The sequence below is a fragment of the Hydrogenovibrio marinus genome (assembly GCF_013340845.1).
Classification (GTDB): Bacteria; Pseudomonadota; Gammaproteobacteria; order Thiomicrospirales; family Thiomicrospiraceae; genus Hydrogenovibrio; species Hydrogenovibrio marinus.
Genome location: NZ_AP020335.1, coordinates 124,926 through 140,089, shown reverse-complemented (window position 1 = coordinate 140,089; position 15,164 = coordinate 124,926). Strand labels below are relative to the sequence as shown.

Sequence of the window (15,164 nt, the reverse complement as noted above, 5' to 3'; positions counted from 1 at the left end):
AAAAAGCCCGATTAAATCGGGCTTTTTTGTTTTAAGGTAAGTAAGTAGATTACTCAACCAATTTCAGGCTTTCGGTAAACTGCATCGCTTCCAAATACATTTGCGAGATTTCACTCGGTGTCAGCCCCTCCGGCAGTTCAAAGTCCATCTTGCTGGCCTCCATCCCTTTAACGGCTTTTAAAGCTCTACCCAAAGAGCCTGTTCCCTTTATCAAAGCTTCTTTAATTTTGGCGTCGAAGTTAAGTTCAGACAGCAACTCTGCCAATGGTTGATCCATCACCGCATCCAAAGTTGAAAACAGCCCAACGGTAAAGTAACTGTCTTTATTAAAATCTCCGACTTTATCCCCGACCAACTCGCAAAATTTTGCACGGATAAGCGACATCACAAATAGCTCAGACGGCTTATCATTGATATTAGACAAAACCAACACGCTCGCCCAGCTTTGCAAACGTTTTAAACCAAATCTAAGCACCGCATCATGAATGGAAGATATCTGGTGATTGCCACCTGACATAGACGCCATCTTCAGTAACTTCTGGCTCATCGACACATCTTGGCTGATGATTTCGCTCAGCTTATTCATATCAATGTCGGGATCATAGACACTGGACAGCAGTCTCAACACAGGCACTTTGTTTGCCGGCAGACTTTTGCCTTCAATAATTTTTGGTCTTGAGAAAAAATAACCTTGGAAATAGTCAAACCCAAGCTTTTTGCAAAAGTCGAACTGCTCGCGCGTCTCCACCTTTTCCGCTAGTAATTTCACGCCCTTTTCTTTCATCTTTGGCACATGTTCAACAAGCTTCTTAGGACCTGCTTCCAAGATATCGACCTTGACGATATCTGCATATTCCTCAAAGGCTTCAGCACTCGGATGGAAGACATAATCGTCGAGCGCGATGGTGAAGCCTTCGTCCCTCAATTTGTGAATTGCAGCCAAAATTTCCGCTGTGGGTTCAATATTCTCCAACACTTCAATAACGACTTGCTTTCTAGGAAAGAAAGGTCTGTTTTCTCTTAATAAGAGTCCTTCGGTAAAGTTGATAAACGCCTTACGCTCACCGACGACATTGGACAGCCCCATATCACCAAACAAGTTCATGATCACCTGCGCAGTCGCGCTGTCTCCACCGATGACTTTAGCTCTGTTCTCTTCTGCACTGGCTCTGAACAGCAATTCATATGCATAAACCCTCATATTGGCGTCGAATATGGGTTGTCGTCCAATGTAGATGTTATTCAATTTATCCATGTACGCCTTATTCCTTACATTACCATTTCATCATAATCCCATTTCTGGTGAAATGGTATAGAAACCACGATAATTCTTGGGGGACTCAAGACGTTATTCCGCAGCGTTGAATTCTTCCGGCATATCGACATCTTCACCGGTAAACAAGAATTTTTGCATCTCTTCTTTTAGGAAGCTTTGCGCTTTAGGATCCAAGCTAGAAAGACGATATTCATTGATCAAAATCGTTTGATGTGTCAACCACTGCTTCCATGCTTCTTTAGAAATATTTTCAAAAATCTTTTTACCCAGCTCTCCTGGAAAAGGCGGAAAATCCAATCCTTCCAGCTCTTCACCCATTTTTACACAATTGACCATTCTTGACATGTTTGCTCTCCGTTTTTTCTATTAGTTTTCGAATTGGCGCGGGCAATCCCATCTCCAGCGCCTGTGATAAATTCATCCATTGGCCAGCCAATGCCCAAGCCTTAGCATCCGCCTCAACCATTCTAGGTTGAATGATGAGGTGATAATGGGTAAAGCTATGCTTGAATTCGGGCAAGGTTTCCAGAACACTTTGCTCGCCAGTTTGAGGTAAAACTGCACTTAACTGCGCTTCATTATCAAACTGAGGTAAACTCCACAAACCGCCCCAAATACCGGTTTGAGGACGCTTCTGCAAAAATATCTGCTCTCCATCCAATGCCAGCAACATCACGACTTGTCGTGTTGGCTTCTCTGTTTTTGGCTTTGAAACAGGGTAAGCGCCAACTTTGTCGGCTTTTAGAGCTTGGCACCCTGCCTTTACTGGGCATTCAGCACACAAAGGCTTACTCCGACGACAAATCGTCGCCCCCAAATCCATAATTGCCTGAGTATAGTCATCAGCGCGCTCTGTCTGCATTAACACTTCTGCTCTGTGCCACAACTTCGCTTCTGTTTGCTTTTCTCCCGGCCATTGGTCAATGGCATCATAACGACTCAGCACACGTTTGACGTTGCCATCCAAAATGGCATATTTTTGCTTAAAGGCAATAGAGAGAATTGCCGCTGCCGTTGAGCGCCCAATTCCCGGTAGAGAAACAATCTCATCAAAATGGCTTGGAAACTCACCATCATGCTCAGATATGATGATTCTTGCCGCTTTATGAAGGTTTCGTCCTCGCGCGTAATAGCCTAAACCGGCCCAATGGGACAGAACATCATCCTGTGAAGCCGCCGCTAAATCCTGCACAGTCGGAAACGCCAACATAAAGCGTTCAAAGTATGAAATCACCGTTTGCACTTGTGTTTGCTGCAACATGATTTCGGAAACCCAAACGCTATAAGGCGACTTAGGATGTTGCCAAGGCAAATCATGACGACCGAAAACATCAAACCAACCCAATAGGCAATCGGCAAAACGACTGGACTGACTCGACGATTGTACGTTGCTGGTTTGCATGAACTGACCTTCCATCAATTTTAATACCCGGCATTCCAAAGGGTTTTTATATAAGGGTTTTTGATATAATGGTGCTACTTAATTTTATACTGACTATTGTAACTGACAAAGATGAATGAAGACAGCCTAAGCCCAACCGATTCGGAAGCAACAGCAGCAAACGAGCAAGCCACCCCTCACAAACGCAGAATCAAAAGTTTTGTGTTGCGACAAGGTCGCTTATCCCAAGCCCAACAGAATGCCATTGATGCTTACTGGCCACAATTCGGACTAGAACTGACGCCAGAGCTTCTTGATTTGACGGCATTATTTGGTCGTGAGGCAGACACGATTATCGAAATCGGCTTCGGCATGGGCAACAGCCTTGCCGCCATGGCAGAAGCCAACCCGGACAAAAACTATATCGGCATAGAAGTGCATCGTCCAGGCGTTGGCGCATTGCTGAAATTGGTTGGTGAAAAAGGGTTAACCAATGTGCGCGTATTCAATGACGACGCTATTGAAGTACTTGCCCAGCGCATTCCTAAAAGCACCCTGTCAGGCGTTTATCTGTTCTTCCCAGACCCATGGCACAAGACCAAACATAAAAAACGACGCATCCTGCAGGAAACTTTTGCCAAAACCATCGCTTCGCACCTGAAGGTTGGCGGACATTTCCACATGGCAACGGATTGGGAAGATTATGCTGAGCAAATGATGCAAGTCATGTCCGAAGCGGAAGATTACCGCAACATTTCTGGTGAGGGACAATTCACACCTCGCCCAGACTATCGCCCTCTGACCAAATTTGAACAGCGCGGACACAGACTCGGGCACGGTGTTTGGGATTTAATCTTTGAAAAGATAGATCGCTAATCACCACTCAAAGTTATTTGACTACTCCCAACCTGGCAGATTTTGATTAAAATCTGCCAGGTTGGGTATTAGGTTACTTCGCAAACAGCTGCTGCAAACCGTTTAATAACTTCTGCTGATTTGCAGGTGAGTTCAATAAACGCTTCATATCCACCGACCATTGAATCTGGTTCAGCGGACCTTTTAGCACCACAGGCACTTCTATGCCTTTCAGGCTACTCAAGTTTTCAGGTGGTTTTTGATAGGTTGTGAAAAGCTTGGCACCAATTTGACCCTTCGGTAAATTTAGCTGCCCGACACAAATACTGCTGAAACGCTCACTATTCAGATTACATTTTTTGAAATCCAATGTGCCTTTCTTGATCTCACCTTCAAACGTCAGCTTGTCGAATTGCGTTTTGTCTGCCGGCTTTGAAGCTTCTCCTGCCAATAACTTATTCAAATCAAACCCAGCTACATTACCCGAAGTCACTCGCGTTTCCAAATGGCCGTTCATATTCTGTCTCAGCAGATAAGCATTCACCCCCTGCGTTTGGAAGTCAAACCAAGTATTGAAATCACCACTCAAGTCCGAATATTGCCAACCATCTGTCAAGAAAGGCTTCAGCGCAATTTGTTCCATTTTCCCGGACCACTCATAGCTCGGCGTTTTGCTATCAACATTCACCATCAATTTCGATGACAAATGGCCCTGGTACATATCCGCATCCAAAGGCGCAATATCAATACGCCCCTTATCCGCCAACAGAGTCAGATTACCTTGATCAAACTTAAGTCCCCATGACTGGAAGTTCTTAAAGGTCAACTGCCCTTCTGCATGTAGTTTTTTCAGGGTTTTCACCGGAACTCCGATAGGCAAGAAGGTTGCTTTTACAGGCAGCTGTGCTGATTGTTCCGTGGCGGTTGGCGACGCCGCTACCTCAGCAGGAGGCGCATCTGCGACTTTCTTGTCCACCACCTTGGCAAGTTTGTCTTTATAGGCACGATAGGCTTCAAGATTCAGGTCATTCACCGCCAAGTCAAAGTGCAACTCTGGCACATCATTACCTGCTTGCACACGCGTAAAGAACTTACCCTTGATTTGTGAGCCATCCAAGTTCATGTCCAGGTTATCAACCATTAATTGTTCTGGCGTTTGCTCCCAATTCAAGCTTAAAGACAACTTGGTCAAAGCATTCTTGTCGACAAAATCCGGTAGTGAGATCCCTGCATGGCGAAGCCATTTCTTAAGCTGGATATTCTTTGACGTTAGCTGCCCCTTCATATAAGGAGAATCGCCATAATTACCGGTCATATTCAGTTTTACAAAACTTTCCAATGACGACAACGTCGCATCTCGAACACTCAATTGCTTGGTCATTTGGTTCCAAGCCAGTAGCTTACCGCTGGTTTCCATTTGCACCAAAGGCACCTTCATATCCCTTGGCAAGCTCATCACCACATTACCCTGCCAATCCGAGAACTGCCAGTCACTCAAGTCTGCACTCAGTTTGAGCTTCTGGGTGAGTTTCACATGAAACTTAGCGGGTGATTGCCCACTGGCATAATCAAACTCAGTAATGAGGTTAATCAAATGATCCGGTTGCACATCAAATGCCATCACATCGAAATCTCTCAAACGATAGCTTTTATTGGCACGCTCATCAACCCAGTTGATCTTCGCATTTTGCGAAATCAAGGTTTTCAGCCGCCAGCGTTGGCTGGCCTTCGGCATGCTTGGAGCATCCACAACGTGAATTAATTTGGCATTGTCTTCAGGCATATAAGCAACATTACGATAATCCTGACGAATGGATTTCATTTCCAACCCTGCTATCTTCTGGAAGTAGTGCCAGTTGGTTTTCCCTTGTGCATTGGTGATGAGGTTGATGACTGGCCGCTCAACTTCCAACCCCTTAATCGTCAAATGACGGTGGATAAATAAATCCCACAGTGACAGTTCCATTTCCACCGCTTGGATTTGTGCTAAGTCGTCTTTTGCAGCGAAACCTTCCGGGTTCTTGATATTCAATTCGTGAATGGACAGCACAAAAGGAATCACCGAGACTTTTACATCACCCGAAATTTCGAGTTTTTGCCCCGTTCTATCGAGGAACTCCTTTTCTATTGCAGGCTTGTATTGATTGAAGTCTACAAAATGCATTGCCCCCCAAAAGCCTAAAAAGATCAGCAACGGGAGTATCAAAAATACCATAAACAGGCGCCTGAACCATTTGAAGAATGGATGCTTGTCGGCATAACGCTGATTCAAATACCCTTTTACACAGGCAATCTTATCACCCGCTTCACAAGCTTCGGCATCGCTTATCTCAGCCGCTTCCGTCTTCGCCAATTTTTTTTCGTTTTCGCTTTCTTGCGCCATGTTTGCCTCAAATCTTTTACGTTGAATTCCCTTCAGTCAAAAAGGAATTCTCATACTGCGAGTTTATTAGAACTAATCTAACAAAAAAGCCTGCAGTACATCATTTAGAAATCGTTGACCTTCTGCGGTCAGTTTCAAAGTGTCTTCGCTCGGCTCCACCCATTGCTTTTCTGTCAGCTTTTCCAGCTGTTTTGAAATCTTTTGCTTAGGCAGACCGGTTCTTAATGAAAAATATTCCAATGGAACGCCATCCTGTAATCGCATAGCATTCAACATAAATTCAAAAACCGCATCTTCGTCACTGACAGCGGTTGTTTTACCCATCTTTCCTTCTGCAATCATCTGAATATAGCCGCCAGGAGAAGCTGGCATCTGTGTGCGCCAGATTTTCCCTTGTGGGGCATCCGTAATCTTGCCATGTGCGCCGGCACCCAAACCGATGTAATCACCAAACTGCCAATAGTTCAAATTGTGGTTGCACTGATGCCTTGGTTGCGCATAGGCGGAAACTTCATAATGATGATACCCTGCATTTCTTAAAATTTTCTGACAGGCTAACTGCATTTCCCAAGCTAGGTCTTCTTCCGGTAAAACCGGTGGGTTTTTATAGAAGGGCGTATTAGGCTCAAGCGTCAGTTGGTAATGCGATAGATGCGGCGGTGCCAGTGAAATCGCCGTTTCAACATCCGCTATCGCTTCTTCAAGCGTTTGGTTGGGCAGTGCAAACATCAAGTCGAGATTGAAGTTTTCAAAGCCCGCGGCTTTAGCAGCCTCCACTGCTCGATAAGCTTCATCAGACGAATGGATCCTACCTAGCGTTTTCAGTTTTTCATCATCGAAACTCTGTATACCCATCGATAGACGGTTGACCCCAACCTGGCGGAATCCTGCAAATTTCTCAAAATCCACTGTGCCGGGATTGGCCTCCAAGGTTATTTCAATCTCTGGAGAAAACCCTAATAGCGCTCTTAGCTGTGAAAGAAAACTGTCCAGCCCGGCTTCGGAAATCAAACTGGGCGTACCGCCCCCAAAAAAGATCGATTGAATCGGACGCCCCCATATACTGGGCAACGTTTGCTCTAATTGACGGATCATTGCCGCAAGATAAGCCTGTTCCTGATTTTCTCCCAGCGTATGCGAGTTGAAATCACAATAGGGACACTTCTGAATACACCAAGGATAATGCACATACAAGCTGAGTGGCAAAGGTTGGGTAAAGTTCAAACGACACCTCTAATCTGAACAAAATTTAGAGGCTAATTTTAACGGATTTACGGTGGATTAATGCTTGAGAATCCACAAATACAGCTGATTGAGGTTTCTAGCGATCATCAGGCGCGGTTGCGCCTGATTAGAATGGTAACAATACCCGATCTCTGCAATCTTTAAATCAAGTTATGCAGTGGTGTTGATGTTATTACCAAGGTTCGGCGGCAACCCTTGCGTAGAAGGGGTTGCGGAAGGCAAAGATTCAAGCAACGCCAATGCGCCTTGCGACTGGATGTCCATCGATTTTTTCAACATCGAAATTTGTACCGCTTGCGGCGTCTGAGCTTGCTGCATGGTCACCGCCATGGAAACCGCTTGGTTAGGTGAAATATCCATAATTCTCTCCTTCTAGACCAAGGTCAAAACATTAAAAACAGACCTTAGCGGATAATACATCGGCAAGCATTATTGAAACTTTAGAAAACTTTTTGTTTTTTAAAGAAAAGACATTAGTCATTACGATAACGATTCAAGTCGAACAATCCGAATTGGATAGGATTTTCTTGCTGGGCTTCCCGATGCAAATCATCCAAGAAAGGCCAGAATTTGGTCGACGTTCTTCTGACACCGAAAGTTTCCACCCAGCGCGAAAGGCCATGTTGGTCGGAAACGGCTTTTGCCAATATCAGGAAATCTTTCAGATCTGATTCGTTCACATTAAAGAACATATTCGGGTAACTCCCTTTCAAACCGGAAAGCACAGTGACCGCATCTTCGTCTTTTACTCTATTTTGTTCATCGAAAAGCAGAGAAGTGACATTGTAGTAACCCTTATCCAACACCAGCGTAAAGTAGGCTTTGCTGCCATCCTTTTTATTGACTCGTAAGAAAGAGACATCCGGCCATGCCGAAACGCCTTCACCATGACAACTCGCCAAAATCTTCATTTTTTTCAAAATGAAGTCCTCTGGATTGGCATCCTGAACTTCCTGAAATGGTGACTGCGTTTTATCCAGTTGTCGGTTAATAGGATCTTCATTCAAGACCGGCGAGTGCCCAAACTTCTCAAACAACTGCTGGAAGAAATCTTGCATCAACAGGTGTACCTGAACCTTTGCAGCGTCTTTTTGAACGGATAGTTTATATTTGGCTAACAATTTACCCTGCGCTTCAGGCAGAACCTGGGCAATCGCTTCAATACCCAAGTTAGCATGGTAGGTAATATCTGTCTTCGTCTCTTGCAGCTTGTCTCTGAAGAACTCTTCCGGTGTATTGCGGTACCAGAAGTTGCGCATGAGTTCACGCTTGTCGTCCGGCATAAAGCTTAGGAAATTGTTTTCGCCTTCCATTCGCAAAAAATCCATATACAACCGGGTATTCAACTGATGCCCTACATTGCCATACACATCGAAACCGGACACTAATAGATACTGAATGCGCTCAAGCAAAGGATAATCCAGCACCCAAGCCGTTTTAGGTACCGAACCATAAAAGCCTTTCACTATCGTTGCCGAATCCTGATTACGCATAATCGTCAAAATGGCATTAGCATTTTGTCCGTCCCCTTTCCAAATCAAACCAAAATCATGTTTCTGACGGGACTTGGTTCTCAGCAATTCCTTTTTCTTGGCTTCCAAGTAGAGTTTCTGACGATTTTGATATTTGGTATAGGTTGCCAACATGCGGAAGGTTTCCGTGCCTTCCTCGCTGGGCAAACGCAAATTATCCGCTTGCCTGGCAAGAAAACGGGTGTCATGACTGATAACATCATGCTCCGGGTCAAAAAACATCACCCAAAAACGATCTTCAATGACATTCAGTGCGACTTGTCCACGACAAACAGGGCCTTTAATAAAGCCGCCAATAATAAATTGTGCCTGATCAAGCAGGAAACGGTAACGCCCCATTGCCGGCATCTTGGCATAAATCTTAAACGGGTTGGTCGAGTTTACTGGGTCATAACCCGGCAGGTGATGGAGTTTATAGGGCGGGACGATAAACCATGCACGATACTTACTCTCTGTTTTATCATCCACATAATAAACCAGATGGTCTTTTTGCACGATGGCCCAAGTTACCGGACGCAAACGATAATAAACACGCTTAACATGCGGATTGTCGTAAGGGCGCACTGACGGAATCAATTCAATCGGCATACCGGGCGGCGTTTTTGAACGAACCAATTGATAGAAAGTCCGATCATCTGTATCGGAAAAATGTAAATGCCCTAGAAATAAATGCTCATAGACATAGCGACCCATCAACTGATATTTCAACGGATCTTGATTCAAGAAGGCTTCGTAATGAATTGCCAGCGGCGATAACACTGGATTATTCAGCTTATCCAAGTCTCCAGGCGCCCCTAATTTTGCCCAAGCCAAAAGCTGCTCATACTCTTTCTTTGGCAGATTCGGCATGGCATAAGGCATGCCCCAATTCGGGTGTTTGCTGGAAAAGTCATCAAATTCCGACGATTTAGGGCAATAGTCTTTGCGGCCAAGTCCTAACTCATCATCATTGGGTAAACGTCCGGATGTCGGCTGAGGGTGCTTTTCTTTGAGTTTGAGAATACGGTATAGCACCGAGTCTCCAGGACGCTTGGCGGACAATACAGAGTAAAATCCTTTTTGACGCCACTCCTCGGTGGTTTGCGCATCAATAAATAGGCGTGTTGGTGTCGCATTGGTGATGCGCTCACCATCGTAGATTTTTTGCTTGCTTGCCCCACGAGCAACCCCCGTGTAGGAAGAGAGCTTTAATTGGCAGGGGGCGTCATAACACCCATGGCAGACAATACAGCGTTTTTCTAGAATGGCTCGAATCTGTCCATAGTCAATCTTATCGACCATGTTGGATGAAGCAAGAATAGGCATACTGATGGCAAATAACCCTAGCGCCAACAATCCAGTTTTGATTAATCCGTTTAGTCCCCGTCTAGCGCTGCTAGCCCCCATTCTTTTTTTCCAGCTGAAGGATGGCTTCTTTGTAAGTCAAAGCGGCTTCTGACTCCAATCCTTCCGCCTCATAGCACTTGGCTAACACATGAAAGGTTTCGATTTCAGGCTGCAAAGCCAAACTACGTTTCAAATAAGCGTGCGCCGCGCCCCAAAATTGACTCATACAGGCCAGTCGACCTAAAGTTAACAGTAAAACCGGGTTTTCTTCGCGCCCTTTCAACCAGTTTTCCGCTGTCTTGAAACGCTCAAACGCGGGACCAAATTGAATGCGCCCGTATTGATAGACCAAACGGTCGCTCCACTGCTGTTTTAAGCTTTTGGCAATGCGTTCAGCAAGCCCCTGCTCCATTCCCCAACCCATACGTTGTTCAACGAACTCTGCAAGAATGTCCGACTGCAGTTGTTGCTTGGCAGAGAGAGAAGACCACAAAGATTCCAACGCCGCTTCATTCTCAGCAGTGGCAACTTTACCGGCAATCAAGCGTGTTTCTAAACGTTGCAATTCGGGTTTGTCGACAGCAGACAGCTTTCTTAGTTGTGGCAAAATCTCACCCAATACCTGCCAATCCTCTAACTTCTCCAAAAGCTGAGCGTACTCGGCCAACACCACTTTATTTTTTGGCTGTTGGCGCACAAGCGTCTTCAAAATCGCTTGGGCTTTATGAGGCTCACTATCGCGGAGCAGTCGAGCTTCCACCAAACCGATCGTATCGTAATCTTCTGGATAATTTGCTCTGGCCTGAGAAAGATAGTCATCACGACGATCTGATGCATTCTGATTATGTGCCATCTTCGCTGCGCTGAGATAGTTCATCAAACCAGTTGGAGAGTCTTTTGCACTTTTAATCAATTGCTTCTCGGCCATTTTCCAATCGCCATATTCCAAAGCAATCATTCCCTTGGTCAGTGTTTTTCCGGCTTTACTTTGACGCTTAAGGGCTCGCCTTTCTCGCAAATGCCTAGGAAGATGAACAAAAAACGCCCAAAGCCTGATCAGAAAATAGAATACGAAGATGACGACAATCGCCAAGACAATAGCGAAAGACAGGCTGGTTTCAATGACCCAGTCATGCCAAACCATCGACAAACGACCATTATCTTGTAGTGCCAGAGAGGTCAGCACCGTTGCAATAACAAGAAAGACAACCCATTTAAGGAGTTTGCCCATGCTTAGCCTCCCACCACTTTCAACGGTTGACGCGCATGAAATTGCAAACTGGCAACAGGCTGGAACAAACTATCAAACGCAGATTTACCTTCTGAAAGCTGACTTTCCACAAAATGCACCATCGCATCACGGCTGGATTGGAGTTGGTATTGAGAATGCGACACCATTGCCCATTCCAAACGGTCCAGCAGCAATTCAAAACGTTGTTTGATCACTTCCTGCTGAGCTATTTTCTCGACTTGGGTCAATGCTTCGTCGCTGTCACGCTTACGTACCGAAAATAGAGATAACAATTTTTGTTGTAACTTCTGCCAAACCGTCTGTGGCGCATCTGTTTCATGTGAAACACCGTCAGCATTGCTGCTGGTCGTAGCCGCTAGTGACGTTTTCTCTGCAGGCTTCCACTGCTTAATCCAAGCTCTAAGCTTCGCAATCGCTTGTGATGCTGCTTCGGTAGAAGGTACGTTCAGTTGATTCTGCAGAGCTTGTTGATCCAATGCAATCTGCGTAAGTAAAGAGGACTTTTCCGTCAAATCCGACTGTTCGACCGCTTTTTGCAACACCCCCAACGCATTTAAGGTTTTGTATTGATCGCCCGTCAGCATCCAATCGGTATTGATCTGCATCGCCCAATGTTGCAGTTGGTTTGCAGACAAGGTGCTAGGCGTTCCCGCTAACTGGTTTTTTAATTGTGTATTTTCAGAGACCAAGCGTGCTTGACCGTTATTGAGTCTTGCCAACTGACGTTTCATTTCTTGCACATCCAGAGACAATTGCGTCAATTCAGCTTTTACCCCAACATTTTCTGTCGCAGCGGTGTCTGCGGCATTATTTTTTGGTACTGTTTCTGCCGGCGTATGAGTTGAAAGAGATTTGGATTGTGCTTCATTGACCTGTTGCTGCAAGGTATCTAGCTTTGATTCAAGCAAGGCAATGGACTCGATTTGCGTTTGCTGTTCTTGCGTCAGCCCTTTTTTCGCATCAACCGACTGACTTAGCTCAACTTGCTGCTGCTTAAGTGCGCTCAAGTCAGACTTCAGCTGACTTACTTGTGCTTGAAGCGTGTTGATATGTTCAATTTGCCAGTCATTTTGGTTGTTTGCCCATGAAAGATAACCCAGCAACCCGACCACGGAAATCAAAAATACCCAACCAAGTTTTTGGAAGAAACGCGTCACGCCTGAAGAGATATGGGCAAAAAAAGATGGCTTGGTCTTGAAGGGCTCATCTGCCGATTTTGAGTCATCTGAAGCTTTGAAATGTGGATTGGGACGGCGAGTCGGCTCTGCATCAATGACCCGATGATTCGCTTTTGGCGTAATAGGTTCGTTGTCCTGACTCATGTTTTTCCTGTCCCTCAATCATGCTTTATTCACTCAAGCCAGTTGATTACGCACTGTTTACACTTCATGGCAAATCAACTACAGAGTGTGATGTTATTCTAATATCTAATCAGTTTAGCTGAGACGCTTTAAAGTCTCAATAAGCTTTCCAGCCCTTTCACAATACCTTCATTACTTTGCGGATTGATGACCTGTAGCTTTCCTTGCCAGCCCTCATCATGGATGCTCTGCGCGATACGCTCGCTAAACGCCAGCAAATCCCGTTCAAACAACCATTGCTTTTCGCTTGGTGGAATCACTTCCACTAAGTTTTTCCAGGCATCCAGACTGCTGGCAAGCACTACAGGGTAATCTGCCTGCTTAAATGACTGCCAGGCTTCACTGCAAAATCCTGCCGCTACCCGACGATATCCAATCCACTCTTCCACCACCGCACCTCTTTGCTCAAGAGTATCCGCCAAATCCGGCAACCCACCTTCGCCCTTCACGATTAAACACTTGGTTTGCTGAAAGCTTTCGGCAGATAAATCAGACATCAAACTTTCGGTGTCGAACTTATGACGAGGTGTTTTGGCATCAATACCCAAGGCTTGCAAAGACTTTGCCGTTGCCTTGCCTATGGCAAAACAAGTCACAGACTTCGGCAAAGACAAAGGCTTGTCAAACGCCTGTTGCCAACTTGCCGCAAGCTGTTTGACCGCATTGGCACTAACGAAAAATATGGTTTGAAAATCTGCCAGGTTGGGGGGGACAGCATTCAACGACTCAATATGGATGCTTGGGCAAAACAGGTTCGCAAACCCATTTTGTTCAAGTAATTCCGCCAAAGCAACGGCCTGAGCTTCGGGGCGCGTATTCAGTAACGTTGCTTTTGGCATATTGCTACCTGTTTTGTTTATGCGAGTTACGCTCTAAGCGTGAGGATTATCCTGATAAACCGCCTGCAGGATCTTATCGGCACCTTGCGCCAATAACTCTTCAGCAACCTGAATACCCAAGGTCTCAGGCGAAGTAATATCTCCCGTTGCTTCCGCTGTCAGAATTTTGGAGCCATCCAGCTCGGCAACCAAACCTTTCAAGTGAATTTTGGAGCCATCCAATTCGGCGAACACCCCGATTGGAACTTGACAACCACCTTCCAAACGGTGGTTCATGGCTCTTTCCGCACGGGTACGGATTTCCGTATCAGAATGATTTAGCACTTGGATGATTTCCAAGACATCAGCATCTTTCTCAAAATACTCAATGCCCAAAGTACCTTGAGTCACCGCTGGCAAGCAAACCTCAGGAGAGAACTCATGGCGAATACGGTCATTCAACTCCAAACGTTGCAAACCGGAAGTTGCCAAAACGATTGCATCAAACTCGCCTGCATCAAGTTTACCCAAGCGCGTGCCGACATTTCCACGCAAATCTTTCACTGTTAAGTCAGGACGTTTCGCCATCAGCTGTGCCTTACGTCGAAGGCTAGAGGTGCCGAGAACAGCACCTTCTGGCAGTTCATCAAAGCTGGCGTAGTTGTTGGACACAAAAGCGTCTGTCGGCGCGTGACGTTCAAGAATTGCCCCCAACGCGAAGCCTTTCGGCAGTTCCATTGGGACATCTTTCATTGAGTGCACAGCGATATCGGCATCACCATCCATCATGCGATCTTCAAGCTCTTTGGTAAAAAGCCCTTTTCCGCCGATTTTCGCGAGAGGTACATCCAAAATCTTGTCGCCCTTGGTCGACATAGGAAGCAGTATCACTTCAAGGTGAGGATGAGCTTTTTCCAACTCGGCTTTAACGAATTCTGCTTGCCACATAGCAAGCGGGCTTTTTCGGGTTGCGATGGTGAGCGTTTTTTTCATCTATCTACCTGTCTGTTTTGAGTGCTGCCATTTTACTGAATTCACACACTTTTTTCGATAAAATAGTCTTTTCTCAATGATGTCTACAACAATAAGAAGCGGGTTTGAACCTTTTATGCGTGCATTGATTTTCAGTTTTGTTTTTATCCTGAGCTCTACTTACTGGCTGACAGGCTGCGCTAACGAGTCTGCTGCATCCGCTTCTCAAAAGCTTAAAATCATCCCTGAACTACAAAACTTGCAGACACTTGGCGAGCAAGCGAGAGAAAAGAATCTACCCATTCTATTGGCATTCGGTGCGGAATGGTGTGCGTTCTGCCATCAACTGCGTGATGAAGTTCTCAACCCAATGATGCTGAGCGGTCGCTACGACGGCAAATATATGTATATGCGCTATGTCAGCTTGGATGATCGCAATCCAATACCGGGGTTTGATGGCAGGCCTATCCGTAAAGATCAATGGGGCGAAAGCTATGGTGTCGATTTGACACCGACCGTATTGTTTATTGACGGCAATGGAAATGAAGTTGCACCTCGCCTTGTCGGTATAGCGAATATCGAACTGTATGCCGCCATGATACATAAAGCGCTTAACACCGCATACAACAAAATGGGGAATTCCCTACGCATCCCCGCGATGCCGGAAGATTTGGATTAACCTTGTTCAAAGCAGTCAACCTTGGCTGCTCGGCAAACCTTTCACCTTCCGGTATAATAACGCTATTTAGAATTTAGACCACAT

The 15,164-nt window shown here is 45.6% G+C and carries 13 protein-coding genes; 2 read left to right on the top strand and 11 right to left on the bottom strand.

Annotated features, from left to right (window positions below):
- Nucleotides 1–49 precede the first annotated feature (49 nt).
- The 3 genes from HVMH_RS00575 to mutY all read right to left on the bottom strand — a co-directional run bounded on the left by HVMH_RS00575 (nucleotide 50) and on the right by mutY (nucleotide 2,678).
- Nucleotides 50–1,255 (bottom strand): EAL and HDOD domain-containing protein, encoded by a 1,206-nt coding sequence (locus tag HVMH_RS00575; RefSeq protein ID WP_029911194.1) that lies wholly within the window; start codon nucleotides 1,253–1,255, stop codon nucleotides 50–52.
- Nucleotides 1,256–1,348: 93 nt separating this feature from the next.
- Complete coding sequence (locus tag HVMH_RS00570; RefSeq protein WP_029911197.1) at nucleotides 1,349–1,621, bottom strand: oxidative damage protection protein; 273 nt, start codon at nucleotides 1,619–1,621, stop codon at nucleotides 1,349–1,351.
- A complete protein-coding gene (gene mutY / locus HVMH_RS00565; RefSeq protein ID WP_051623234.1) occupies nucleotides 1,587–2,678 on the bottom strand; it encodes an A/G-specific adenine glycosylase in 1,092 nt (363 codons plus the stop codon). Before mutY ends, HVMH_RS00570 begins: the two co-directional genes overlap by 35 nt.
- 111 nt (nucleotides 2,679–2,789) lie before the next feature.
- On the opposite strand from mutY, the gene trmB reads away from it, so the two are divergent.
- Nucleotides 2,790–3,533, top strand: a complete 744-nt coding sequence (gene trmB / locus HVMH_RS00560; RefSeq protein WP_029911203.1) for a tRNA (guanosine(46)-N7)-methyltransferase TrmB — start codon at nucleotides 2,790–2,792, stop codon at nucleotides 3,531–3,533.
- Between the two features lie 73 nt (nucleotides 3,534–3,606).
- Here the strand turns inward: trmB and HVMH_RS00555 are convergent, their stop codons facing one another.
- The 8 genes from HVMH_RS00555 to hemC form a co-directional block, all read right to left on the bottom strand.
- Nucleotides 3,607–5,895, bottom strand: a complete 2,289-nt coding sequence (locus HVMH_RS00555) for an AsmA family protein (RefSeq protein WP_029911206.1) — start codon at nucleotides 5,893–5,895, stop codon at nucleotides 3,607–3,609.
- 72 nt (nucleotides 5,896–5,967) lie between these two features.
- Nucleotides 5,968–7,119 carry a radical SAM family heme chaperone HemW gene (hemW, locus tag HVMH_RS00550; protein WP_029911210.1) on the bottom strand — a complete coding sequence of 384 codons (1,152 nt, stop codon included), beginning with the start codon at nucleotides 7,117–7,119 and terminating at the stop codon, nucleotides 5,968–5,970.
- A gap of 171 nt (nucleotides 7,120–7,290) precedes the next feature.
- Nucleotides 7,291–7,500, bottom strand: a complete 210-nt coding sequence (locus HVMH_RS00545; protein ID WP_029911214.1) for a YjfB family protein — start codon at nucleotides 7,498–7,500, stop codon at nucleotides 7,291–7,293.
- A 113-nt stretch (nucleotides 7,501–7,613) separates the two neighbouring features.
- Entirely contained in the window at nucleotides 7,614–10,058 is a 2,445-nt protein-coding gene (locus HVMH_RS00540; RefSeq protein ID WP_051623058.1) for a fatty acid cis/trans isomerase, read from the bottom strand.
- Complete coding sequence (locus HVMH_RS00535) at nucleotides 10,048–11,229, bottom strand: heme biosynthesis HemY N-terminal domain-containing protein (RefSeq protein ID WP_029911234.1); 1,182 nt, start codon at nucleotides 11,227–11,229, stop codon at nucleotides 10,048–10,050. The genes HVMH_RS00540 and HVMH_RS00535 overlap by 11 nt, the downstream gene beginning before the upstream one ends.
- 2 nt (nucleotides 11,230–11,231) lie before the next feature.
- Nucleotides 11,232–12,572, bottom strand: a complete 1,341-nt coding sequence (locus HVMH_RS00530) for a hypothetical protein (RefSeq protein ID WP_035628968.1) — start codon at nucleotides 12,570–12,572, stop codon at nucleotides 11,232–11,234.
- A 128-nt stretch (nucleotides 12,573–12,700) separates the two neighbouring features.
- A complete protein-coding gene (locus HVMH_RS00525) occupies nucleotides 12,701–13,450 on the bottom strand; it encodes a uroporphyrinogen-III synthase (RefSeq protein ID WP_029911236.1) in 750 nt (249 codons plus the stop codon).
- A 33-nt stretch (nucleotides 13,451–13,483) separates the two neighbouring features.
- Nucleotides 13,484–14,422: a hydroxymethylbilane synthase gene (gene hemC / locus HVMH_RS00520; RefSeq protein WP_029911239.1), complete on the bottom strand. Its 939-nt coding sequence runs from the start codon at nucleotides 14,420–14,422 to the stop codon at nucleotides 13,484–13,486.
- Nucleotides 14,423–14,537: 115 nt separating this feature from the next.
- Between hemC and HVMH_RS00515 the strand changes: the two genes are divergently transcribed.
- On the top strand, nucleotides 14,538–15,080 hold the full coding sequence (locus HVMH_RS00515; protein WP_029911243.1) for a thioredoxin family protein: 543 nt from the start codon (nucleotides 14,538–14,540) through the stop codon (nucleotides 15,078–15,080).
- Nucleotides 15,081–15,164 lie beyond the last annotated feature (84 nt).